The following is a 24,572-nucleotide window of genomic DNA, read 5'->3' on the forward strand; positions in this document are numbered from 1 at the left end:
TCTGGAATACTGGATCGCCCGCCTTCGCGGGCCATGACAGTCGCGTAGGAGGAGACAGCTTCACCGCGGCAGCGTGGTCGAGCCCATCAGGTACTGATCGATCGCGCGCGCGCACAGGCGGCCCTCGCGGATCGCCCAGACCACCAGCGACTGGCCGCGGCGCATGTCGCCGGCCGAGAACACGTTCGGCAGCGAGGTCCGGTAATCTTGCGTGTTGGCGCGGACGTTGCCGCGCTGGTCGAGGTCGACGCCGAGCGTCTTCAGCATGCCCTCGTGCACGGGATGCACGAAGCCCATGGCGAGCAGCACGAGCTGCGCGTCGAGTTCGAACTCGGTGCCGGGCAGCGGCTTGAACTTGTCGTCGACCTTGACGCAATGCAGCTTCTGCACCTTGCCGTCAGCGCCGGAGAATTTTTGCGTCAGCACGGCGAATTCGCGGGTCGCGCCTTCGGCCTGGCTCGACGAGGTTCGCATCTTCAGCGGCCAGTTCGGCCAGGTGATGCCCTTGTTCTCGTGCTCGGGCGGGGCCGGCATGATCTCGAGCTGGGTCACGGATTTTGCGCCCTGCCGGAAAGAGGTGCCGATGCAGTCGGAGCCGGTATCGCCGCCGCCGATCACGACGACATTCTTGCCGCCGGCCAGAATGTCCTTGGCGCCGCCGAGCGACTCCGAGGAAACGCGGCGGTTCTGCTGCGGCAGGAAATCCATGGCAAAGTGGATGCCGTCGAGCTCGCGGCCCGGAATCGGCAGATCGCGGCCGGCTTCGGCGCCGCCGGTCAGTGCCACCGCGTCATACTGGGCGAGCAGTTCGCGCGGATCGATCGCGCCTTGACCATTTCCTTGCGAGGTGCCGCCGACATGGACGCCGTAATGGAACGTCACGCCCTCGGCCTCCATCTGCGCCACACGGCGGTCGATGACGTGCTTTTCCATCTTGAAGTCGGGAATGCCGTAGCGAAGCAATCCCCCGGCCTTGGCAAACTTCTCGTAGACATGGACGTCATGGCCGGCGCGCGCGAGCTGTTGCGCTGCGGCAAGGCCGGCAGGGCCGGAGCCGACGATCGCAACCTTCTTGCCGGTCTTCGCCGCAGGAATCTCCGGCTTCAGCCAGCCATTGTCCCAGGCGCGATCGACAATGGCGCATTCGATGGTCTTGATGGTGACCGGGTTGTCGTCGATGTTGAGCGTGCAGGACGCCTCGCACGGCGCCGGGCAGATGCGGCCGGTGAATTCGGGGAAATTGTTGGTCGAGTGCAGGTTGCGCGAGGCCTCTTCCCAGTTGCCCTGATAGACGAGGTCGTTGAAATCGGGGATCTGGTTGTTAACCGGGCAGCCCGGCGTTCCCGGCGCCACCGAGCCGGTGCCGTGGCAATAGGGGATGCCGCAATTCATGCAGCGCGCGGCCTGGTCGCGGGTGTCCTTCTCGCTCAAGGGAATGACGAATTCGCGGTAGTGCTTCACCCGCTCTTCGACGGGCGTGTATTTGCGGTCGTGCCGGTCGATCTCGAGAAAACCTGTGATCTTGCCCATTAAACCTGATGCCCCTGCATCTTGCGTTCGTTTGTTTCGTCCTGCCTCTGGCATTGCGAGGTGCGCTGGCGACGAAGCAATCCATGGTTCGGCTTGTGGAGCGATGGATTGCTTCGCTGCGCTCGCAATGACGGGCTTGTTGTAATCAAGCCCCGATCGCGATTTTTGGCTCGGCGTCGGCATTTGCCTTCATTTCCTTCAGCGCGCGGCGGTATTCCACCGGCATCACTTTCCGGAATTTCGGCAGCCAGGCCTTCCAGTTCGCGAGGATCTCGGCGGCCTTCTTGGAGCCGGTCAGCTTGGCGTGGCGTGTGATCAGGACGTGCAGCCGCTCGACATCGGACGACAGCAAGTTCTGGAACACATCGACCCTGCCATGCGCTTCGAGATCGCCGGAGTGGTGGTAGGTGTTGGCGTTGATCAGCTCTTCCGAGAGCACCGGCTCCAGCTCCACCATCGCCATGTTGCAGAGTCTTGCGAAGTCGCCGGTCTCGTCCAGCACGTAGGCAATGCCCCCCGACATGCCGGCCGCGAAGTTGCGCCCGGTCTTGCCGAGCACCACCACGATGCCGCCGGTCATGTATTCGCAGCAATGGTCGCCGGCGCCTTCGACCACCGCAACCGCACCGGAGTTACGCACCGCAAAACGCTCGCCGGCGATGCCGCGGAAATAGCATTCGCCCTCGATCGCGCCGTACATCACCGTGTTGCCGACGATGATGGATTCCTCCGGCACGATGCCGGAATTCCGAGGCGGCTTGACGATGATGCGGCCGCCCGACAGGCCCTTGCCGACATAGTCGTTGCCTTCGCCTTCGAGCTCGAAGGTGATGCCGGCGGCAAGCCACGCGCCGAACGCCTGGCCCGCGGTGCCCTTCAGGCTGACCTGAATGGTGTCATGCGGCAATCCGGCGTGGCCATAGATCTTGGCGACCGCGCCTGACAGCATCGCGCCGGCGGAGCGGTCGGTGTTGTTGATCTCTTCCTCGATTTTTACCGGAGCGCCGCGGTCGAGCGCGGCTTGCGCCTTCTCGATCAGCCGGCGGTCCAGCACCTTCTCCAAATGATGGTTCTGCGGCTCGGCGTGGTAGATCTTCTGGCCCTTCTCTTCCTTCTGCCGCACGAACAGCTTTGAGAAATCGAGGCCCTTGGCCTTCCAGTGCGCCACCAGCTTGGACTGGTCGAGCATCTGGGTCTGGCCGACCATCTCGTCGAACTTCTTGTAGCCGAGGGAAGCCATGATCTCGCGGACTTCCTCGGCGACGAAGAAGAAGTAGTTGATGACGTGCTCGGGCTGGCCGGTGAAGCGCTTGCGCAGCACCGGGTCCTGAGTCGCGACGCCGACCGGGCAGGTATTGAGATGGCACTTGCGCATCATGATGCAGCCCGCCGCGATCAACGGCGCGGTAGCGAAGCCGAACTCGTCGGCACCCAGCAGCGCGCCGATCACGACGTCGCGCCCGGTGCGGAAGCCGCCGTCGACCTGCACGACGATGCGGCTGCGCAGCCGCTCGCGCACCAGCGTCTGATGGGTTTCGGCAAGGCCGATTTCCCACGGCGAGCCGGCATGCTTGATCGAGGTGAGGGGGGAGGCGCCGGTGCCGCCCTCGAAGCCTGCGATCGTGACATGGTCGGCGCGTGCCTTGGCAACGCCCGCGGCCACCGTGCCGACGCCGATTTCGGAGACCAGCTTGACCGAGACCTGACCGTCCGGATTGACGTTTTTGAGGTCATAGATCAGCTGCGCCAGATCCTCGATCGAATAGATGTCGTGATGCGGGGGCGGCGAGATCAGGCCGACGCCGGGCGTCGAATGCCGCACGCGCGCGATGGTCGCGTCGACCTTGTGGCCGGGCAACTGACCGCCTTCGCCGGGCTTGGCGCCCTGCGCCATCTTGATCTGCATCATGTCGGAGTTGACGAGATATTCCGTCGTCACGCCGAAGCGGCCCGAGGCGACCTGCTTGATCGCCGAGCGCATCGAATCGCCGTTCGCCATCGGCTTGAAGCGATCGGCCTCTTCGCCGCCTTCGCCGGTGTTCGACTTGCCGCCGATCCGGTTCATGGCGATTGCGAGCGTGGTGTGCGCCTCGCGCGAGATCGAGCCGAACGACATGGCGCCGGTGGCGAAACGCTTGACGATTTCGGATGCCGGCTCGACCTGGTCGAGCTTCACCGGCTTGCGCTTCTCATCCTCGGCGGTCTTGACCCGGAACAGGCCGCGCAGCGTCAGCAGCCGCTCGGACTGCTCGTTGAGGATCTTTGCGAAGGCGCGGTAGCGCTCCTGCGAGTTGCCGCGCACGGCGTGCTGCAGCGTGGAGACGGATTCGGCCGTCCAGGCATGGTCCTCGCCGCGGGTGCGGTAGGCATATTCGCCGCCGACGTCGAGCGCGCTCTTGTAGACCTGCGCCTCGCCGAACGCGTCGGCGTGGCGGCGCGCGGTTTCCTCGGCGATTTCGGCAAGGCCCACGCCCTCGATGCGGGTGTGGGTGCCGGCAAAATACTTGGCAACGAAATCGGCCTTCAACCCGACCGCGTCAAAAATTTGCGCGCCGCAATAGGACTGGTAGGTCGAGATGCCCATCTTGGACATCACCTTGAGCAGGCCCTTGCCGATCGACTTGATGTAGCGCTTGACAATCTCATAGTCGTCGAGTGCGCCGGGCAGGCGGTCTTTCATCGCGATGATGGTTTCGAACGCCAGGTACGGATTGATCGCTTCGGCGCCGTAGCCGGCCAAGCATGCGAAATGATGCACTTCGCGCGGCTCGCCGGATTCGACGACGATGCCGACCGAGGTGCGCAGGCCGGTGCGGATCAGATGATGATGCACGGCGGCGCAGGCGAGCAGCGAGGGGATCGGAATCCGGTCGGTGCCGGCCATGCGGTCGGACAGGATGATGATGTTGACGCCTTCGCGCACCGCTCCTTCCGCGCGCGCGCAGAGCTCGTCGAGCACCTGCTCCATCCCCGCCGCGCCGAAGCCGGCGTGGAAGGTGGTGTCGAGCGTGCGCGACTTGAAATGGGTATCGGCCACCTCGGAGATCGAGCGGATCTTTTCCAGGTCAGCATCGGTCAGGATCGGCTGGCGTACTTCAAGCCGCTTGGTCGAGGCCATGCCCTGCAGGTCGAACAGGTTCGGCCGCGGCCCGATGATCGAGACGAGGCTCATCACCAGTTCCTCACGGATCGGGTCGATCGGCGGGTTGGTGACCTGCGCAAAATTCTGCTTGAAGTAGGTGAAGAGCGCCTTCGGCCGGTCCGACAGCGCGGAGATCGGCGTGTCGTTGCCCATCGATCCGGCGGCTTCCTCGCCGGTCGCCGCCATCGGCGTCATCAGGATGTTGATGTCTTCCTGCGAATAGCCGAACGCCTGCTGCCGGTCGAGCAGCGGCAGGTTCGAGCGCATGCCCTTGACGGGCGCGTCCGGCAATTCCTCCAGCACGAGCTGGGTGCGATGCAGCCAGTCGCTGTAGGGATGGCTCTTGGCCAGCGTTGCCTTGATCTCGTCGTCCGGGATCAACCGTCCCTGTTCGAGGTCAACCAGCAGCATCTTGCCGGGCTGCAGCCGCCACTTGGTGACGATCTCGTCCTCGGGAATCTTGAGTACGCCCATTTCGGACGCCATCAAGATGCGGTCGTCCTTGGTGACGAGATAGCGCGCCGGACGCAGACCGTTGCGGTCCAGCGTGGCGCCGATCTGACGGCCATCGGTGAACGCGATCGCGGCGGGGCCGTCCCACGGCTCCATCAGCGCGGCGTGATATTCGTAGAAGGCGCGGCGCTGCTCATCCATCAGGGGATTGCCGGCCCACGCTTCCGGAATCATCATCATCACCGCGTGCGGCAGCGAGTAGCCGCCCTGCACCAGGAATTCGAGCGCGTTGTCGAAGCAGGCGGTGTCGCTCTGGCCTTCATAGGAGATCGGCCACAGGCGGCTGATGTCCTTGCCATAGAGTTCCGAATGCACGGAGGCCTGGCGGGCCGCCATCCAGTTGACGTTGCCGCGCAGCGTGTTGATCTCGCCGTTATGGGCGATCATCCGGTACGGATGCGCCAGCGACCAGGTCGGGAAGGTGTTGGTCGAGAAGCGCTGATGCACCAGCGCGAGCGCGCTCTCGAAATCCTTCTCGTGCAAATCGGGATAGTACTTGCCGAGCTGGTCGGCCAGGAACATGCCCTTGTAAATCACGGTGCGGCACGACAGCGAGACCGGGTAATAGCCGGCCATGCCGCGGTCGCGGCGCTGATAGATCGCCTGCGAGATCGACTTGCGCAGGATGTAGAGCCGGCGCTCGAACTCCTCGTCGGTCTTCGCTGTGCCGTTGCGGCCGATGAACACCTGCATGTGGTAGGGCTCGGTCGGCTTGACGGTGACGCCGAGCGAAGCATTGTCGGACGGCACGTCGCGCCAGCCGAGCAGCAGCAAGCCTTCTTCCTTGATCTGGTCAGCGATGATGCTCTGGATCACCTTTCGCCACGCCGTCTCTTTCGGCATGAACAGCGCGCCGATCGCGTAGTGGCCGGGCTCCGGCAGCTCGAAGCCGATCTCGGCGGCCTTACGGACGAAGAAGGCGTGCGGGATCTGCACCAGAATGCCAGCGCCGTCGCCGGCGCGCGGGTCGGCGCCAACGGCGCCGCGATGCTCGAGATTGCAGAGAATGTTGAGCGCGTCGGAGACGATCTGATGCGACTTCCGGCCCTTGATGTTGGCGATGAAGCCGACGCCGCAGGAATCCTTTTCCAGGCTGAGGTCGTACAGGCCTTCGGCCGGCGGGCGCCAATCATGCTCGCGCCGAGGATCCTCAAGCAACGTGTCGGCCGGTTTCGAAGCCGCGGTCGCCGACAGGGTTTCTGCCACGATGTTTTCGCGCTCGAATTCCGACCCGCTCATTTCATTCCTCTCAAAAAAGGCTAAAGGGCCTCACCGCATCGTCGGCGCACCTTGGACGCTTGCGGCACCCACCGGGCCACCGCTCGTCCGCCGCGAGCCGCTATTTCTTAAATTCAGGCTTTCCCGTTCAACGTCCCTGAGGAACGGCCTTGCCTGCACTGCCCTGGAGCTCGTGGCGCCACGGTTTCGTTGCAATCCCTGTGCCGGGACAGCTCCGCAATTGAGACAGTGATACTGTCCTAACTTCGACCATGCCAAATTTTTCTCTATCACACAAGCGCGTGAAAGTCCTCGCCCGCATGCGGATTCGGGCCTCGGAGCCGGGGAAAAGCTGCCGTGTAAGGCTTTGCGGCAGCGGCGTGCCCCGATCCGGCCCAAGGACCGCCGGATTTCCTAACGAAATTCGCCGCGGGTCAACGGGCGAGAGAGCGAAATGCTCCCGCCAGGCCCGGCGGCTGCGGGGCTTACAGGAGCTTTCGATAATGAAGTTGTTCACGGGATCTTTGGTGGCGGGACTGGTCCTTTTGGCGGGCGGCGCGCAGGCGCAGGTGCCCGGACCCCATGAACGTTCGCCATACGTGGCAGCATCGGATTTCGACGCTGCGGTCGCGCCACCGATGGTCCGCGGGCCGCGATACGCGCCCGGTCCGGACTACGTTCCCGGGCCGCAATACGGATACGCCCCCGGTCCCGGCCTGTTGCCGTCGACCGAAGTCTATTCCGTGCTGCGCGACAACGGCTTCTCGCCGCTCGGCATCCCGCGGCTGCGCGGCTTCGTCTATACGATCTCGGCGCTCGACAGGGGCGGCGAGGACGGTCGGCTGGTGATCGACGCCCGCAACGGCCGGATCATCCGTTTCGTGCCCTACCGAACGGGCGACAATTTCTACGAAGACCAGAGCGCCCTCGGCAGTCCCTCGATGGGGCCGGTGCCGCAGGCCCATGCGCCAGGCCAGGCTGCAATCCAGGCTCCGGCTCAAGGATCGCCCCAGGCTTCAGCCCAAAATCCAGTCCATGTCCAGGCCGCGCCGCGGGCGCCGAAGCCAGCCGCGCAAGTGGCGAGCCGCAGCGTGCCGGTGCCGAAGGCCAGTCCGATCGCCGCCAAGCCTGCGCAGGCGCCGGTCCAGCAGGCCGCGGCGCCTGTACCGAAGCCGACCGAGGCGCAGGCGGCTGCGACTGCACCGGCTGTGACCGGGACTGTCCCGGCCAAGCCTGAGCCCAAGATTGCGCCGACCCAGGATATGCCGAACGCGCAGGGGCTGGAGTAGGATTACTAAGCGCGACGTCATTCCGGGATGGTCAAGGACCAGACCGCAGATGCGCAATTACGCATCGGGGAATCTCGAGATTCTCAGGTGCGCAATTGCGCACCATAGTTCGCGCTTCGCGCGCCCCGGAATGACGTGAGAAGAAAAACGCCCCGGTCCCCCCGGGGGCGTTTTTTTCATTGCGGCACACTATTCGTGCCGGCCGGCGGCCGCCAGGATCAGATCGGCGACCTTGTCCGGCTGCGACACCAGCGACAGGTGGCCGGCATCCAGTTCGACGGTCGTTGCATTCATGCGCTTGGCGAGGAAGCGTTCGAGATCGGGGTTAATCGTGTAGTCCTGCTTCGACACGGCATACCAGCTCGGCTTGCTGCGCCAGGCGGCGGCCGTGGTGCGGCCAGCGAACAGCGAAGCTGCGGTCGGCTCTTGCACGGCGTAAAGGACTTCCGCGGTTTTGCGGTCGACGCCATTGGCGAAATATTTCAGGAACGCGTCCTCGGACAGTTTGGTGAAGCCGTCATGCTCCTGAATGCCGGCGCGCGCCGGGCCCGTTGGAAACTTTTGCGACAGCGCCACGAAATCCTCGCCGGCATCGGGGGCGCGCGCCGCGATATAGACCAGCCCCGTGACCTTCGGGTCATTGCCGACTTCGCTGATGACCGTGCCGCCCCAGGAGTGCGCCACCAGCACGGTGGGACCGTCCTGCTGCGCCAGCGCGCGGCGCGTGGCTGCGACCGAGTCTTCCAGCGAGTTCAGTGGATTCTGGACCGCGGTGACGTGGAGGCCCGCCGCCTGCAGCCGCGGAATGACTTTCGACCAGCTCGATCCGTCGGCCCAGGCGCCGTGCACCAGCACGACGTTCTTGACCTTTTCCGGTGCGGCGGCGAGCGCCGGCGCTGTCTGCATGCCGAGCGCTCCGGCAAGGAGGGCGGTAACGACTGTCAGTGTTCGTAAGATGTTCATTGGTCCGTTCCGTAATCTGGTTGTCCCGGCTCGTTGACAAATTCGACGGGATCGGCGCCATCGTTACGGTCGTCACGCCGACGTGATGCAGCTTGAGAGCTGGCAAGAATGCAGTGTTGCCCACAGAAAAACGCCCCGGTTTCCCGGGGCGTTTTCGCATTCAGCCAATATCGGCCGAAAGCCTCGCTGCGTTACGCGGCGACGGAAGCGTCGACCACCTGCGGGGCCTGCGCGCCCGAGTTGATCGGAATGCTACGCGGCTTTTTGGCCTCGGGGATCTCGCGGACGAGATCGACATGGAGCAGGCCGTTCTCGAGCGAGGCGTTCTTCACCTGCACGAAATCGGCAAGCTGGAACACGCGCTCGAAGGCGCGCGCGGCGATGCCGCGATAGAGCACTTCGGATTTATCCTTGCCGTTCTCGTTGGCGGATTTCTCGCCCTTGATCGTCAGCGTGTTTTCCTTCGCGACGATCGAAAGCTCGCCTTGGGAGAAGCCGGAGACCGCAACGCTGATGCGGTAGGCGTTCTCACCGGTGCGCTCGATATTGTAGGGCGGATAACCGGGGCTGCCGTCTGAGGTCACCTGGTCAAGCAGGTTGAAGAAGCGGTCGAAGCCGACGGTGGAACGATAAAACGGGGTGAGATCATAGGTACGCATAAGGTAGTCCTCCATTGAGCGACTGTTTCGATTACCCGCCCGCTATCGGGCCGGGCCGTGGTCCGTGCAGCCTTGTGTCTGGAGCGATCCGAAACACTGGTAGCGGCCTGCACAGAAATGATATGGGAGGGGTGAAACGGCGTTCAAGAGGGGCGAAACAGGCCGCTTTTTTGCGCTTCCCGCCTTGATTTCCAGCCCTTTTCACCTAGCCGGTTGCCCCGTCATGACGCTCGTCTCGATTCCCGCCAATCCGGTTCCGGAGGATGTCGTCTCGGGCACGATCAAGACGCCGGACGGCGCGGAACTGCGGTTCGCGCGCTGGGCGCCGCCGGCCGGGCGCAAGGGCACGGTGTGCGTCTTCACCGGGCGCAGCGAGCCGATCGAGAAATATTTCGAGACGGTGCGCGACCTGCGCGACCGCGGCTTTGCGGTGGCGATGATCGACTGGCGCGGCCAGGGGCATTCCTCGCGCCGGCTGCGCGATCCGCGCAAGGGCTATGTCCGCGATTTCTCCGATTACGAGGTCGACGTCGAGACCTTCGTGCAGCAGGTGGTGCTGCCGGATTGCCCGCCGCCCTTTTTCGCGCTGGCGCATTCGATGGGCGGCGCCGTGATGCTGCGGATCGCGCATGCCGGAAAGCGCTGGTTCGACCGCATGGTGCTGTCGGCGCCGATGATCGACCTGCCGGGGCGCACGACTGCATTTCCGGCACGGGCGCTGCTTCGTGTGATGCGGCTGATGGGGCAGGGCGGCCGCTACGTGCCCGGTGGCGGCGACAGGCTGACCGGCACAGAATCGTTCATCAACAACCCCTTCACCAGCGATCCCGTCCGCTACGCCCGCAATGCTGCGATCTTCGAGGAAGACCCGACGCTCGGCCTCGGCTCGCCGACGGTCGCCTGGGCCGATACCGCCTTCCGGGCGATGAATACGTTTCGCGGCATGAACTACCCGTCCGAAATTCGCCAGCCGATCCTGATGCTGGCGGCGAGCAACGACACCATCGTCTCCACCGCCGCGATCGAGGAGTTCGCCTATCACCTGCGCGCCGGCTCACATCTCGTCATCGCCGGCTCCAAGCACGAGATCCTGCAGGAGCAGGACCGCTACCGCAGCCAATTCTGGGCGGCGTTCGACGCCTTCGTACCGGGCACGCCGCTGTTCAAGTGATTGTCTTTCTCTCCACTTGCGTTCCCCGGGTGCCGCGCAGCACGCCGCACTTGCGGCGTGGTGCGCTGCTAACCCGGGGTCCATTCGCTGCGGAGAAAGGTCCCGGCTCTGCGGAGCAGCGTTGCACGCTGCACCGCGTCCGGGACACGCGTGTTTATATTTTTGCCGCCGGCTTCGGCAGCCTTGCCGTAATGCGCTCGGGCAGCCGCCGCTCGACGAATAGCGTCCTGACTTCGGCGACGCTGAGGTAGCGCGCTTCGCCTTCGCCCTTGCCGAGGATTTTCAGCAGCACCGGCCATTCGCCCTTCATCAGGATCGGGAAGTACCAGCGCGCCGCGTCGCCATCGCGCTTGATATTGGCCGCCATGAAGGCCTCGATCTCCTTCGCCGTCAGCCCGGTTTCGATGCCGCCTGCAGGGTCCTTGCAGTCCTTGCCGAAGCTGGCGAGCCGCTCGATCTGATCCTCGTGAACCTGCGCTTCGGCATCGAGAATGCGCGATCCGCCGCCATGCTTGTCGAGCGGGCCGTTGCGGAGCTCGTCGAGCACGGCGCCCGAGGTGGCGCTCTTGAACACGCTCACCGGTCCGAGCCCGTTGGCGATACCGGCAACCATCCGCGTTTCGATATGCACCTTGGTCAGGGCGGATCCGGTCTCGCCGCTGGCACACCCGACCATTTCGGCGAGCTCTGAAAGCGGCACGACATGGCCGCCGACATAGCCGCCCGCGACCAGCGCGCGCAGGAATGGACAGGGATTGTTGGTTGAGACGGGAAACTGTCCGGGGAGCGCTGCGCCCAGGGTCGTGGCAATCGCATGATCCGACATGGTTCAATCCTCAAAGGCGCCGAACATGAAAATGGCCCGTCCCCCGGCGCGAAGCGGGTGACGTTTGAAAAGAAAATTCGGCGAGGCGCTACTTCAGCGTGTAGGGAAGTCTTGGCGGAATTCGGCGCCGTGTCAATTGACCGGTTCACACGCGCTCAGGAATCGGCAGCGAGCTTCGGTGAGGATTCGACGAGCGTGAGCCTGCTGAAAGGAACGCCCGCCTTCACGAGGCCGTCACGATAGTGCGCAACGTCGGCAGCCAGCTTCCAGCGGAAGTTCCGCAAGTGGCGGTCGACGGTCAGGGTCGGATAGTTGCTCAAGAGAATCTCGGTCGCGCTTACCGCTTCCCCGGTGCGCCCCAGTTGCGCGAGTGCCGCGGCACGTATCGCGAGCGCCTGAAGATGGTTCGGATGCACATAAAGCTGCTCGCGCGACCATGACAGCGAGGCGTCATACTGTCCGAGCAGATAATGGCTGAACGCATTCACGGCAGACCACTGATACCGGGGATCGTTGTTGCCAAGCTGCGACGCCGCCGTAAACAGCTCGACGGCCTGTCGGTGGTCGCCGGACACCAGGTGGCACACACCGAGCACGCCCCGCGCGCCCATATCGTACGGATTGAGCGACACGGCCCGTCGGGCGGCGTCCATCGCCGCCTCGTAGTGTCCTTCGACGGCATGCAGAAAGCTCAGGCTCTGAAATGCAAAGGACGAGCGGGGATCGAGCCGGACGCTGCTTTCGGCGAGGCTCATCGCGCTGTCCCACGCTTCGCGCGTGCCCTTGATCCAGCCGAACTGGATGGCCTGGATCTGGATGGTGGCGAGATAGGCGCGGGCAATCGACAGGGTCGGGTCGAGCGCGATGGCTTCCCTGAACAGTCCGATCGCGGTTTCGAAATCCTCCTTGGTCTGCAGGTAGTAGTAGGAAAGCCCTTTGAGGAAGCGATCCCAGGCGGTGATGTCATTCGACGAGGAGCGGGGCGGGGCGGAAGCTTCCGCCCGGTAGATCTCGGCCGCGATTGCCGCTGAGAGGCTGGTCGTGAGCTCGTCCTGCATGGCGAACAGGTCGCCCATGTCGCGGTCGAACCGGCCAGTCCATAATTGCTCGCCGGTTTCGGGCGCGATCAGCTCGGCGGTGACGCGAATCTTGTTGGCGGCGCGACGCACGGAACCCTGGATCAGGTAGCTGGCGTCGATCTCGCGCGCGATCAGGCGCGTGCTCACGTTCTTGCCCTTGAACGAGAACGTCGAGGGCCGGCTCAGTACCCGGTAGAACGATTGCAGCGAGAGCGCATGGATCAGGTCCTCAGTCAGCCCGTCGGAAAAATACTCATCCGCGCTTTCGCTCAGATTGGCGAATGGAAGCACGCCCACGATCGCGGTGCGATAGTGGGACGGCAGGCCGATCGATGTCTCCTTCGGCACCGGGGCGCCGTCATTGGCGCCTTCGGGCCGCCAGGTCCAGACATGGATCGCCTCCTCGATGTTCTTGAAGCGGTGCGGACCGGCGTCGGTGAAGGTGACGCTGAGACGTTTGCCGGCCTCCTGACAGGCCTTGCCCGAGACCGCGACGCCACCGGGAGCGGCCACCGATTCGAGGCGGACGGCGATGTTGACGTCGTCGCCGAACACCTCATCCTCGTCGGCCATCACGTCGCCCATGTGGATGCCCATGCGGAACTGCATGATGCGGTCGGACGGCAGGTGCTCATTCCGTTCCGCCATCACCATCTGCATGGCGACCGCGGCCTCGATGGCCCCGACGATGGAGGGAAACTCCAGAAGAAAGCCGTCGCCGGTGTTCTTCACCAGACGGCCGCCATGATTGAGGATGATCGGATAGATCGCGGTGCGATGGGCCTTGAACGTGGCGTGCGTTCCCGCCTCGTCGGCCCCCATCATGCGGGAATAGCCGGCGACGTCAGCGCAGACGATGGCTGCCAAGCGTCTTTCCATTTCCCCACTATATCCCCAACGGCGCCGGAGTGCGCAGCATAACCACTACGCGCTCAGTCGACCAATTCCAATGTTTATAAAATATGCGCAATTTGGTGGAAGGCCGATTTGCCCATGATAGTACTGCAATCCTTCCAGATTGGCATGCGCGCCATTGGTCTCAGGCGCAAGGGAACCCGTTAACGATGGCGGAAGCGCTCGGCATTCACGAACTGTGGCTATTCATCCTCTCGGGGCTGCTTCTCAACATCACCCCGGGGCCGGATACTGCCTATATTATCGGCCGCAGCATCCAGTTCGGCTGGCGCGGCGGGGCAGCGGCGGCGACCGGGATCAGCGTCGGCTGCCTCGTTCACGTGTTCGGGGCCGCCATCGGGCTTTCGGCACTGCTGATGGCGTCATCGGCCGCTCTTACTGTCCTGAAATGGGTCGGCGCCGCCTATCTGTTATTTACCGGCGTCCAGATGCTGCTGTCACGTTCGCGCCCGCTGGTGGAGACAGCTTCAGCGGGCGGCGAAACGTCGCTTGCCCGCGTGTTCTGGCAGGGCGCGCTGACCAACGTGCTCAATCCGAAGGTGGCGCTGTTCTTTTTGGCGTTCCTGCCGCAGTTCGTGGCGGCGGAGTCCGCCCACAAGACGCTGGCCTTCCTGACGCTCGGCCTGATCTTCATCACCAGCGGCACGTTGTGGTGCTTCGGCATCGCCGCCTTCGCAGCCCGCGTCGCCGGCCGCATCCGGCAGTCGGCCGGCGGCGTGGCTTGGGTCAACCGCGCGCTCGGCGGGCTGTTCGTCTATCTCGGCATCCGCGTTGCGATGCTGGAGGCGCGCTAGAGCATGATCCGGAAAAGTGTGAAGCGGTTTTCCTCGCGACAAACGCGGAGCGCGTTTGCGCGGAGATCATGCTCAAACAATTAGACGCCGACCAGTTTCGCGAGTGCATTGCCGGCAAGATAGAGACCCAGGGCAATCATTCCGATCTGGAACCAGCGGCGGAACGTCTCCGGCTGCAATCGCGCGCGTGCCGCCTGTCCAATGAACATGCCGATGAACGAGCACGCCAGCGCAATCGCACCCGGCAGCGCGCTTGCGGCAGTCAGCAAGCCTTCACTCGTGAGATTGAAGCCAAGCGCGAGGGTCGCGACCGTGAAGAACACGCCGAGCGCCTGGATCAACTCGTCCTTCTCCATGCCGATCGCCTGCAGGAATGGCACTGAGGGAATCACCTGCACGCCGGTCGCGGCGGAAACCATGCCGGTGATGACACCGACGAGGCCGCCCACCCATTTTTCGTTGTGGCGCGCGATCGTAAAATTCAATTTGCAGAGGCCGATGACGGCATTGAGGACCAGCAGCAGGCCGAGCGCGATCGTGGTGTAGCGCGCATAGGGACCGGTCAGCGATCCCGCGTTCAGCCAGATGCCTGCGGCGGTCCCAATCAGCAACGGCCATAGCCGCCGGATGATGTCGCGAAAATAAGGGCCGCCGAAGGTCTGCCAGATGTTGGTGACGATCGCCGGGACAATGACGATGGCAATCGCCTGGGCCGGCGGCATCGATACCGCGAGCAGGCCCATAGCCACGGTGGGCAGGCCGAGCCCGAGGGCTCCCTTGACGAAGCCGGCCAGCAGCAGGGCGGTGGCGATGAAAGGCAGTGTGGTATCGAACATGCCGGCGACATTGACCGATTGCAATTATCGGCACAATCTGGAGATTACGGAGATAGCCTTCGGGTTTACCTAAGGCACGGAGATGTCGAAATGTCGATGCGATTCGACCTGGTCGACCTTCAGCTCTTCGTCGCGGTCGCCGAGACGCGCAACATCACGGGCGGCGCTGCGAAGGTTCACCTTGCGCTGGCCTCGGCGAGCGAGCGGATCAAGGGCCTGGAAGAGGCGCTCGGCGTTTCGCTCTTGACGCGCGGCCGCCGCGGCGTCGAGCTGACGCCGGCCGGCGAAACCCTGCTGGATCATGCCAGGATCGTGCTTCACAATGTCGAGACGATGCGCGGCGATCTCGCAGCCTTTGGCCGCGGCGCGAAGGCTACCGTCCGTTTCCTCGCCAACACATCGGGGCTTTCGGAATATCTACCGAAGGCGTTGGCGGCGTTTCTTGCCGCCCATCCGCACATTTCGATCGATGTGGAGGAGCGTGAAAGTGCCGAGATCGCCCGCGCCATCGTCATTGGCGCGGCCGATCTCGGACTCGCGGCCGAACACGCGCTCGCGGACAATATCGAGCGGATGCCGTTCAGTGAGGATCGTCTGGTGCTGATCGCCGGGCGGGACGACGAACTGGCCAACCGGCGACAGGTCGATTTCAGCGAAGTGGTGCAGCGCGATTTCGTCGGCCTGATCAGCTCGATTGCGCTGCACACCCATATCAGCGGGCATGCCGCACGCCTTGGCGCGCGTCTGCGCTTTCGTGCGCGGCTGAACAGTTTCGATTCGATCGGCCAGATGGTCGCTTCGGGCATCGGGATTGGCGTGATGCCCGAGGTCGCCGCAAAACGCTGTGCGCGCTCGATGAAAATCAATGTTATCAGGATCAGGGATTCCTGGGCCAACCGGCGGCTGGTGATCTGCGCCCGCAGCTTCCGGTCTCTGCCAAAACCTGCGCAGCAACTGGCGGAGCATCTGCGAAAGAGCGCTCCGCGCTGAATATGGGAAGCGTCTGCCTGACTCTGATGAGAATTCGGACGTCACTTGCCTATGGCAATCCCGGCTGCCTTGATGACGCGCGCCCATTTTTGGTTCTCGGCGTCAATATAGTTGCGAAAATGTGCTGGCGTGTTGCCGGCGACGGTCAGGCCCTGGTCGGCGAGTTTCTGCTTCACCTCTGGGTCATTCATCGCTTCGTTCGCCAGGCGGTTCAAGGTGGCGAGGATCGTCTCGGGCGTGCCGGCCGGCGCGAGCATGCCGTACCAGTTTTCGATCAGGAGGTCGGGCATGCCGACTTCGGCTGTGGTCGGTACGTCGGGTGAGGTCGGCGCGCGCTTCGGGGCGCCAAGCGCGATCGGGCGCAGGGTGCCCGCCTTGATGTGCGGCAGCAGCACCGGCAGATCGAGGAATGCCATCTGCACCTGTTGTCCCAACAGGTCGTTGATGGCGGGCGCGGCGCCGCGATAGGGCACGTGCACGATGTCGATTGCGGCCGTCTGCTTGAGCAGCTCACCAGCCAGATGCGGCATGCCGCCGACGCCGGCGGATGCGAAATTGAGCTTGCCGGGCTGCGCCTTGGCGAGCGCGATCAGCTCCTTCATGTTGCCGGCGGGCACGTTGCCGGCGACGACGAGCATTTCCGGCACCGTCGTCAGCAGCGTGACAGGCGCAAAATCCCTGGCGACGTCGTAGGGCACCTTTTCCATCGTCGGATTGATGACGAGCGCGCTCGCGCTGACGATCCCGATCGTGTAGCCGTCGGGCGCGGCCTTGGCGATCGCATCGGTGCCGAGCACGCCGGCCTGGCCGCCGCGATTGTCGATTACGACCGGCTGCTTCGTGATTTCCGACATGCGCTGGCCGACGAGGCGCGCGATGATGTCGTTGGGACCGCCGGGCGGGAACGGCACGATCAGCTTGATCGGCTTGTTCGGAAACTCCTGCGCCGTTGCCATGCCGGGTAGCAGCACCGCCATTCCGATCAGAAGCACGCGAAGAGCCTGCATCAAAGCCTCCGGTCACTTGTCGTGCCGGACGTTCCGGCTATTTCACTTCTTTAAGTGCAGCAACAAGCAAGGGCTGTCCGCGTCGTTATCACTTCGTCGTCACGACCCCTGCGTCCTTGATCACCTTCGTCCACTTCCTGATTTCGCTGTCGATGAAGCCGCGGAAATGCTCCGGCGTGTCGCCGACCAGCGTCGCTCCTTGCGCGGCGAGCTTTTCCTTCACGGTCGGATCGGCCATCGCCTCGGTCGTGATTTTGTGCAGGGCCGCGAGTATCGCCGGCGGCGTGGCGGCGGGCGCGACCATGCCATACCAGTTCTCGACGATCATGCCGGGCATGCCGGCCTCGGCCGTCGTCGGCACCTCCATCGCGGTCGGCGCCCGCTCGGCCGCGCCGACGGCGATCGGCCGCAAGGCACCGGCCTTGATCTGCGGCAGCACCACCGGCAAATCGAGGAACGTCATCTGCACCTGCTGTCCGAGCAGGTCGTTCACCGCGGGCGCGGCGCCGCGGTAGGGCACGTGGACGATGTCGATGTCGGCAGTCAGCTTGAACAGTTCGCCGGCCAGATGCGGCAGGCTGCCGGGACCTGATGAGGCGAAGTTCAATTTGCCCGGCTGCGCCTTGGCAAGTGCGATCAGCTCCTTCATGTCCTTGGCGGGGACATTGGTTGCGACCACCAGCATTTCGGGCACGGTCGCGACCAGCGTTACCGGCGCAAGATCCTTCAGTGTGTCGTAGGCGACCTTCTCCATGCTCGGGCTGATGGCGAGCGCGCCGGCGCTCGAGATAGCGATGGTGTAGCCGTCGGGGGCGGCCTTGGCGACTGCATCGGTGCCGAGCACGCCGCCCTGGCCGCCACGGTTGTCGATCAAGACCGGCTGCTTTGATATCTCCGACATGCGCTGGCCGATCACCCGCGCGATGATGTCGTTGGGGCCGCCGGCCGGGAACGGCACGATGAGCTTGATCGGTTTTGCGGGGAAATCCTGCGCGGAGGCGAGAGCCGGTAGCAACAGCAGCGTCAGTCCAGCCAGCAACGTGCCCGGTAGTCTCATGAATACTCCCCGACGGCGCATCTGTCGTGCGCATTGGGAGCCATCGTACGCAACGAGCCGCGCGATGCAAGGCCCTGCCGGTTGTGGCAGAAGCCGGGCCTCGTCAAACCAGCAGTTCGTCCGTTCGCGCGAGCCGGATCGATCGCTGCGTAATCAGATTGCACCAGACCCAATTGTAGTGATGAATGATGCTTGCCGCGTCGAGGGGAGGGCGGTCGTTCAAGGTATGGGCGTCCGTTACCACGACGACATCGTAGTGGTTCGAAACGGCCGATCGCACGGTCGCATCGACGCAGAGATCGGTCGCCTATCCAGTGATCAGGAGACGGCTAGGGGCGAGCGCCTTTCAGGCGTGCGGAGAGGTCGGTCTCCACGAACGGATCGTTCAAGGTCTTCCGAACTACGATATCGGCGGCCTCGCGGTGCAATTCCGGCAGGAATGCCCAACCCGGCGTTTCCGGTTCGAAATCGTCGCCCTTGCCGCCGCAGTGCTGGATGAAGATGACGCGGCCCGACCGTTCGCGGACCTTTGCGGCGAGGCGGTTGATCCGTTCGACGACGCCGGACAGGTCGTATTTGGGCTCGCCGCTTAGAGCCCGACCTGCATGTCGACGACGATCAATGCATCCATCGGGCCTCGTGTGTGCCTCTAGCTGTTCAACAGCTTTAGTGCCGCCTCATGCACCCGTGGGTCGCCGGCGGCGATGATGCGGCCGCCGCTCTGGGCGGGCTTGCCTTCCCAATTGGTGACGACCCCGCCAGCGCCGGTGACGATCGGGATCAAGGCTGCGATGTCATAAGGCTTGAGTTCGGTCTCGACCACGAGGTCGAGATGGCCGGACGCCAGCATGCAGTAGGAGTAGCAGTCGCCGCCATAGCGCGACAGTCTCACCGAACTCTCGACCCGGCCGAATATCTCGCGGTCGGCCGCGTTCATCAACAGCGGGCTCGTGGTGTAGGAGGTGGCGTCCTTCAACGAGGCGCAGCGGCGCACCGTCAGCCGCCGCTCGCCGGATGGACCCGAATAATGTGCCGAGCCGGAATCGCCGGAAAAGCGCTCACCGATATAGGGCTGGTGCATCATGCCGAACACCGGCACGCCCTTGTGAAGCAGCGCGATCAGCGTGCCCCAGATCGGAAAGCCCGCGATGAAGGATTTGGTGCCGTCGATCGGATCGAGCACCCAGACGTATTCAGCGTCTTCGCGCTCATTGCCGAATTCCTCGCCGACAATGCCGTGCTGAGGAAAGTTGGCCTTGATCAGGCGGCGCATCACCGCTTCCGCGGCGCGGTCGGCCTCGGTGACGGGATCGAAATCGCTGGCGCTCTTGTTGTCGATGGACAGCGAGGTCCGGAAGAACGGCAGGATGGTCTCGCCCGACGCCGTCGCAAGCCGTCCGATAAACGCAGTGAAATCGATGACCGTCACGGCTGTCCCTTACCGCAATAAAAATGCCGCCACATGCCTAGCCCAATCCGGGCTGCCGCGCACGCCGACGGCAACGTTATTCCCAACCGCTTTGCGATCCAGCTTTCGAATCGGGTTTCGGAATGGCTTCGTTTAGGCATGGATTTTTGGTTAGCGCCGATATCACGAAGTTGCGATTTTTGGCATACCAGCACTGCACTGAGACGAGGGCTTGTAGCCACTATTCACGTAAGTAATTGATATTACTCGTACAATTTTCATTGTGCGAGAGTGTGGCCAATCCGCCAGCCTGTTCCACATTGCACCGGAACAAGCGCGAAAATACTTGCGTTTTGTGCAGCGCGGTCGCATATTGTTGCGGTGCGGTAGCGCCTCGCGCTATCGCTGCCCTCCTTGGGCGTTTCCTCCCTAGACTTGGGCCGCTTGTTCATTCAAGCGGCCCTTTTTTCTTTTGGGAGCCATTCCGAATTTCGTGCTTCGTCATTCCGGGGCGATGCGCAGCATCGAACTGAGGTGCGCAATTGCGCACCTGAGAATCTCGAGATTCTCCGATGTGCAATCGCATCGTAGTTCGCTTCGCGCTCCGGAATGACGGTTGTGAATTCTACTCCGCCGCTGCCTGGAACGGGCCGAGATCGCCGAGCGGCACCTGCGCCAGCGCTTCCGCCAGCCTGGTGAAGTCGGCCGCGACCTGCGCAAAGCGCGGGCTGCGCTCGCGCCGCCGCTCATCCATATAGATCGCGCGGTTGAGTTCGAGCTGCACGGTGTGCAGCCCGCTGGCCGGATTGCCGTAATGCTCGGTGATGAAGCCGCCGGCGTAGGGCTTGTTGCGCCCGATCGAATAGCCGAGCTTGCCCATCACGCCCTCGACGATTTCGGGCAACAGGTTCGCGCAGCTGGTGCCATAGCGGTCGCCGATCACGATATCGGGCCGCCGCGGCTCGTCCCTGGATACGCCGACCGACGGCATCGAGTGGCAGTCGACTAGGATCACGGTGCCGAACGCCTGGTGGGCCTTGTTGATCAGCCGCCGCAGCGCGCGGTGATAGGGCTTGTAAAGCGCCTCGATCCGCCCCAGTGCCTCGTCGACCGAGAGCCGTTCGCGATAGATTTCCTGCCCGTCGCCGACCACGCGGGGGATCGTCCCGAGGCCGCCAGCCACCCGCATCGAGCGGGTATTGGCAAAGCTCGGCAGGCGCCCGGTGAACATCCGCGGATCGAGCTCATAGGGCTCGCGGTTTACGTCGACATAGGAGCGCGGAAAATTGACCCGGACGGTCGGAAAGCCCTGCGCGCTGAGATCGCCGATCAATTCGTCCATGAACGAATCCTCGGAGCGGCGCAGCGCGGCGAGGTCGATCCGGGAGGCGCTTAAGAATTCGAGCGGATAGACCGAGCCGGAATGGGGCGAGTTGAAGATGATCGGCGCCCGCCAGTGCTCCGGCTCCACGATCTCGAACGGGGGCGACAGCTCGCCATCAAACTGGGTCATCGTCGGGCGCCGTCCCTTGAATGTCCGCATTCCCTTATCCCGCGATCGATCCGGTGACCGATTCTGCCGGCGAAGGGCGGGGCTTTGTAAGGATGCATTGTCCGTAATCGTAATCATTCTGCCAAGCGAAAAAAGCCGCCGTTCGCCTGGAAGCTGTCGCAAACGCCCGAAAAGCGCCGCGTTGTTTGCTCCAGATATGGGGCGCTACCGAAAATAGCGCCGCCCCTTATTGCCTAGACACAGTTACCTTTCACCCGAAATTTACCCTCTGTCGGGCTTAGTGGGCGGAATGATCCTCCAAGCCGGGCTCGACCGCTGACTGCCATGCACAAGATCCTCCTCGCCGAAGACGACAACGACATGCGCCGCTTCCTGGTCAAGGCGCTGGAAAACGCCGGGTTTCAGGTCTCGCCCCACGATAATGGCATGTCTGCCTATCAGCGGCTGCGCGAGGAGCCGTTCGAGATGCTGCTGACCGATATCGTGATGCCGGAAATGGACGGCATCGAGCTGGCGCGCCGCGCCTCGGAACTCGATCCCGACATCAAGATCATGTTCATCACCGGCTTTGCCGCCGTCGCCCTGAATTCCGATTCGGAGGCGCCCAAGAACGCCAAGGTGCTGGCCAAGCCGGTTCACCTGCGCGAACTGGTCAGCGAAGTGAACAAGATGCTGGCGGCCTGACCAGGCCTCCATTTCCGTCAAAATCGCTCCAGAAATTACGCCCAAGCATCCTTGCAGGGGGGCGTTGGAGCCGATATACGGACCCCACCCGAGTTGGACTTCTAGGGCACGTAGCTCAGCGGGAGAGCACTACCTTGACATGGTAGGGGTCACAGGTTCGATCCCTGTCGTGCCCACCAGCCTTCGCTTGCTTCGCAAGCTACGGCTCGGCAAGCCACACTCCGAACTATCGTAGCGAAGCAAGCGAAGGCTGCCGCGCCGAAGCCACTTGGCGAAGGCGGGCTTTATCCACTCGTCCGCTCTAATCCCGACGCCCGGAAATCAAATCGACAAGCTTCCTCAGATCTTTTGGCGGCAGATCGCCTCGCCAGGCGACGTGCTGGTCGGGTCGTGCCAGGACCAGCGAACGATCGTAGACACCGGCACTTTCGCTGGATGCGACGTCCAGCAGCTTGATCGGGACCCGCGCGCGGGCTGCTTCCGACATCAGGTCCGAAACATCAACAGCGGCGTCAAAGCGTAGCAGCGTGTAATCCGGACCGAGCGCGTCATAGAGCGAGCGGCCGTCGTCCAGCCAGATGTGCGGGACGCGGCAGCCCGGCACCGTGGATGGCGTGAAGTCCGCCATGCCATAGGCCGGCGGCGTGCCTTCGTCATAGGCGATGATCGGCGACTTGTCGTAATAGTACCCAAAATTCAATCCGCCGCAGCAATACTGCTGAACATTGAGATCATAAGCGCGCTTGCCCAGCGCGGTTCTTGCCTGCTCGCCGGCCTCATCGTCGGCATCGATATTGTCAGGCACTTCGCTGCGCTGGCGCGAGAGCGAAAGCGCGTGGTTCATGGCAAACACGGATACCTGCTCGGTGATCGGCAGGCGTTCCGCCTCATGCGCGTCGAGGATATCGGCCGGAGCCCAGCCCGACAGATGGGCCGCCAGCAGCCAGGCGAGGTTGGCCGCGTCTGCGATCCCGGCATTCATGCCGTATCCCGCCATCGGCACCCACAAATGGGCTGCGTCCCCGCAAATGAATACCCGGCCTTCACGAAACTTGTCTGCCACCAGCCGGCGGCCGATCCAGTCCTCCTTGCGAATGATCTCGTAGGAAAAATCGGCGCCGACCCCGAGGATCTTCCGCAGCGCCCAATCCCGATCCACCGAGTCAAACTCATGTTCGCCCGGCTTCAGATAATTATGCACGAGCCATGTTTCGCGGCCATCGATCGCGTAGACGTTTCCGGAGCGGACGGGATTGAGAGAAAAATTGGCCCAGGCCGGCTTCACGCGGCTCATGGAAAGCAGCGCGGGCGCGCGGATATAGGTCGATTGGACGCGCTGAACCTCCGCTGTGCCGGACAGGATCGCACCGATCGCCCTGCGAATGGTCGATCGTCCGCCATCGCACCCGACGAGGAAGTCGGCGCGTATCGTGATCGTCTGGTTGCTATTGAGCTGGATGCCTTGCGCGATCACGCCGTCAGGCGTTTGCTCGAACGAGTTGATCTCAACGCGATTGAGCAAGGTGAGACCGGCGATCGTCTCGGCGTGCGCCGATAGCGTCGGTTCAAGGTAGATCTGGTTGATCCGGTGCGGCGGCTCGGCTGTCGGCCACCAGGTGTCCGGACCTCCGCGGGCCGTATAGCGGTCGCTCCGGCACGGGATCGGGATGCGCGACAGCTCCTTGCCGGTAAAGCTGACCCGATAAGAGACGTCATTGGGATAGTCGGCAGGCAGGCCGGCCTCCCGGACCGCCCTCGAGACGCCGAGGCGCCTGAAGATTTCCATCGAGCGTGCCGAGACGTGGTTACATTTCACGCTTGGCGGCTCGCCCTTGTGGCGCAATTCGGCAACGACGGTCCGGATGCCCCGCCTGGCAAGGTCCATCGCGAGCGTCAGTCCGACGGGGCCTCCGCCAACGATGAGAATTTTGGTTTCAACGACATCGGACATGAAGTGCACCGGCTCTATTGGGCAATTCTGATATTGCCGGCGCGGGCGACCACCTTCCAGCGCTCGAGGTCGGCGGCGATGATGCGGGAAAACTCTTCCGCGGAATTGCCGACGGAATCGATGTTGAGCAATTTGAGGCGGGAGACAACGTCGGGTAATCGCGCAATGCGGATGAACTCAGCCTCCAGTCTGCTGACGATTTCAGGTGGCGTTGCCGCCGGCACGAAGATGCCGCTCCACAGCACCGCTTCGACATCGGCTCCCGCTTCCTTCATGGTCGGCACGTCAGGCAGGCTCTCCGCCCGCTTCGGCGCCGCAACCGCCAGCGCGCGGGCCTTGCCGCCATTGACCTGACTGGTCACCGGCCCGGCATCGGCGATGGTCGCGGTCACATCTCCCGAGATCACCGCGGTGACGGAATCGTTCGCGCCCTTGTAGGGGATCATCTGCATCGGCACGCCGGTCTTCTGCTTGAACAGCTCGGTCGCGAGCTGGAAGGCGGCGGAGGAAGAGGAATAGTTCGCCTTGTCGGGATTGGCCTTTGCGTAGGCGACGAGATCGGCCAGCGACTTGATCGGCGATGCCGCGTTGACGATCAGGATCAACGGAAACGCTCCGAGCTCGGACACCGGCTTGAAATCCCGCATCGTGTCGTAACTCAGCTTCTCGTAGACGGCGGGATTGATCACCATGGCGCCGCTGGCACCCACCAGCAGGGTGTAGCCGTCTGGCGCGGAGCGTGCGACATATTCCGTGGCGAGGATCGCACCCGCGCCGGGCTTGTTTTCGATGATCACTGGCTGGCCGAGGCTTTCCGACAGCTTTTGCCCGAAGATGCGCGCGATGATGTCGTTGCCGCCACCCGGCGTGAAACCGACGACGATACGGATCGGCCGGTTTGGATACTCGACCTGGGCGTCTGCGCGCGCGTGACTGAGTAAGCACAAACAGAGGGTGGCGAGTGCCATCTGGCAAAGGATCTTCATTGTGTTTCCTCCCAAGCAATTATTTCGTTCGTGCTCTTGGC

The 24,572-nt window shown here is 63.5% G+C and carries 20 protein-coding genes and 1 tRNA gene; 6 read left to right on the plus strand and 15 right to left on the minus strand.

Annotation, left to right across the window (positions count from 1 at the left end; genetic code table 11):
- Positions 1–60 precede the first annotated feature (60 nt).
- Positions 61–1,530 carry a glutamate synthase subunit beta gene (locus RX331_RS05470; RefSeq protein WP_317255608.1) on the minus strand — a complete coding sequence of 490 codons (1,470 nt, stop codon included), beginning with the start codon at positions 1,528–1,530 and terminating at the stop codon, positions 61–63.
- A gap of 145 nt (positions 1,531–1,675) precedes the next feature.
- The gene (gltB, locus tag RX331_RS05475) at positions 1,676–6,424 is read right to left on the minus strand and encodes a glutamate synthase large subunit (RefSeq protein WP_317255609.1); all 4,749 of its coding nucleotides are present in this window, start codon (positions 6,422–6,424) and stop codon (positions 1,676–1,678) included.
- Between the two features lie 482 nt (positions 6,425–6,906).
- Here gltB and RX331_RS05480 point away from each other — a divergent pair, with 482 nt between their 5' ends.
- Positions 6,907–7,692 carry a hypothetical protein gene (locus RX331_RS05480; RefSeq protein WP_317255610.1) on the plus strand — a complete coding sequence of 262 codons (786 nt, stop codon included), beginning with the start codon at positions 6,907–6,909 and terminating at the stop codon, positions 7,690–7,692.
- Positions 7,693–7,881: 189 nt separating this feature from the next.
- Here RX331_RS05480 and RX331_RS05485 read toward each other — a convergent pair whose 3' ends face one another.
- Both RX331_RS05485 and RX331_RS05490 read right to left on the minus strand, forming a co-directional pair.
- Positions 7,882–8,655: an alpha/beta hydrolase gene (locus tag RX331_RS05485; protein WP_317255611.1), complete on the minus strand. Its 774-nt coding sequence runs from the start codon at positions 8,653–8,655 to the stop codon at positions 7,882–7,884.
- Positions 8,656–8,846: 191 nt separating this feature from the next.
- Complete coding sequence (locus tag RX331_RS05490) at positions 8,847–9,314, minus strand: Hsp20 family protein (RefSeq protein ID WP_317255612.1); 468 nt, start codon at positions 9,312–9,314, stop codon at positions 8,847–8,849.
- 223 nt (positions 9,315–9,537) lie between these two features.
- On the opposite strand from RX331_RS05490, the gene RX331_RS05495 reads away from it, so the two are divergent.
- A complete protein-coding gene (locus RX331_RS05495; RefSeq protein ID WP_317255613.1) occupies positions 9,538–10,485 on the plus strand; it encodes an alpha/beta hydrolase in 948 nt (315 codons plus the stop codon).
- A 154-nt stretch (positions 10,486–10,639) separates the two neighbouring features.
- Here RX331_RS05495 and RX331_RS05500 read toward each other — a convergent pair whose 3' ends face one another.
- The gene (locus RX331_RS05500) at positions 10,640–11,311 is read right to left on the minus strand and encodes a hypothetical protein (RefSeq protein WP_317255614.1); all 672 of its coding nucleotides are present in this window, start codon (positions 11,309–11,311) and stop codon (positions 10,640–10,642) included.
- Positions 11,312–11,466: 155 nt separating this feature from the next.
- Positions 11,467–13,269, minus strand: coding sequence for a tetratricopeptide repeat protein (locus tag RX331_RS05505; protein ID WP_317255615.1), 1,803 nt, complete (start codon positions 13,267–13,269; stop codon positions 11,467–11,469).
- A 185-nt stretch (positions 13,270–13,454) separates the two neighbouring features.
- On the opposite strand from RX331_RS05505, the gene RX331_RS05510 reads away from it, so the two are divergent.
- Entirely contained in the window at positions 13,455–14,099 is a 645-nt protein-coding gene (locus RX331_RS05510; RefSeq protein ID WP_317255616.1) for a LysE family translocator, read from the plus strand.
- Between the two features lie 80 nt (positions 14,100–14,179).
- On the opposite strand, the gene RX331_RS05515 is transcribed toward RX331_RS05510, so the two are convergent.
- The gene (locus tag RX331_RS05515) at positions 14,180–14,935 is read right to left on the minus strand and encodes a sulfite exporter TauE/SafE family protein (RefSeq protein WP_317255617.1); all 756 of its coding nucleotides are present in this window, start codon (positions 14,933–14,935) and stop codon (positions 14,180–14,182) included.
- Positions 14,936–15,031: 96 nt separating this feature from the next.
- Between RX331_RS05515 and RX331_RS05520 the strand changes: the two genes are divergently transcribed.
- Positions 15,032–15,925: a LysR family transcriptional regulator gene (locus tag RX331_RS05520; protein WP_317258027.1), complete on the plus strand. Its 894-nt coding sequence runs from the start codon at positions 15,032–15,034 to the stop codon at positions 15,923–15,925.
- A 41-nt stretch (positions 15,926–15,966) separates the two neighbouring features.
- On the opposite strand, the gene RX331_RS05525 is transcribed toward RX331_RS05520, so the two are convergent.
- From RX331_RS05525 to RX331_RS05540, 6 genes are all read right to left on the minus strand, one after another.
- On the minus strand, positions 15,967–16,932 hold the full coding sequence (locus tag RX331_RS05525; protein ID WP_317255618.1) for a tripartite tricarboxylate transporter substrate binding protein: 966 nt from the start codon (positions 16,930–16,932) through the stop codon (positions 15,967–15,969).
- An 88-nt stretch (positions 16,933–17,020) separates the two neighbouring features.
- Entirely contained in the window at positions 17,021–17,989 is a 969-nt protein-coding gene (locus RX331_RS05530; RefSeq protein ID WP_317255619.1) for a tripartite tricarboxylate transporter substrate binding protein, read from the minus strand.
- A gap of 103 nt (positions 17,990–18,092) precedes the next feature.
- A complete protein-coding gene (locus RX331_RS38680) occupies positions 18,093–18,269 on the minus strand; it encodes a hypothetical protein (protein ID WP_410708131.1) in 177 nt (58 codons plus the stop codon).
- Positions 18,270–18,318: 49 nt separating this feature from the next.
- The gene (locus RX331_RS38685) at positions 18,319–18,612 is read right to left on the minus strand and encodes an isochorismatase family protein (protein ID WP_410708250.1); all 294 of its coding nucleotides are present in this window, start codon (positions 18,610–18,612) and stop codon (positions 18,319–18,321) included.
- A 26-nt stretch (positions 18,613–18,638) separates the two neighbouring features.
- Entirely contained in the window at positions 18,639–19,418 is a 780-nt protein-coding gene (hisN, locus tag RX331_RS05535; RefSeq protein ID WP_317255620.1) for a histidinol-phosphatase, read from the minus strand.
- Positions 19,419–20,022: 604 nt separating this feature from the next.
- Complete coding sequence (locus RX331_RS05540) at positions 20,023–20,910, minus strand: N-formylglutamate amidohydrolase (protein WP_317258028.1); 888 nt, start codon at positions 20,908–20,910, stop codon at positions 20,023–20,025.
- A 324-nt stretch (positions 20,911–21,234) separates the two neighbouring features.
- Between RX331_RS05540 and cpdR the strand changes: the two genes are divergently transcribed.
- Positions 21,235–21,594 carry a cell cycle two-component system response regulator CpdR gene (gene cpdR, locus RX331_RS05545; RefSeq protein ID WP_027539837.1) on the plus strand — a complete coding sequence of 120 codons (360 nt, stop codon included), beginning with the start codon at positions 21,235–21,237 and terminating at the stop codon, positions 21,592–21,594.
- A gap of 104 nt (positions 21,595–21,698) precedes the next feature.
- Positions 21,699–21,773, plus strand: a tRNA-Val gene (locus RX331_RS05550).
- A 122-nt stretch (positions 21,774–21,895) separates the two neighbouring features.
- Here RX331_RS05550 and RX331_RS05555 read toward each other — a convergent pair.
- Both RX331_RS05555 and RX331_RS05560 read right to left on the minus strand, forming a co-directional pair.
- On the minus strand, positions 21,896–23,545 hold the full coding sequence (locus RX331_RS05555) for an FAD-dependent oxidoreductase (protein ID WP_317255621.1): 1,650 nt from the start codon (positions 23,543–23,545) through the stop codon (positions 21,896–21,898).
- Between the two features lie 14 nt (positions 23,546–23,559).
- Positions 23,560–24,531, minus strand: coding sequence for a tripartite tricarboxylate transporter substrate binding protein (locus RX331_RS05560; protein WP_317255622.1), 972 nt, complete (start codon positions 24,529–24,531; stop codon positions 23,560–23,562).
- Between the last annotated feature and the right edge of the window lie 41 nt (positions 24,532–24,572).

The organism is Bradyrhizobium sp. BWA-3-5 (assembly GCF_032917985.1).
GTDB lineage: Bacteria > Pseudomonadota > Alphaproteobacteria > Rhizobiales > Xanthobacteraceae > Bradyrhizobium.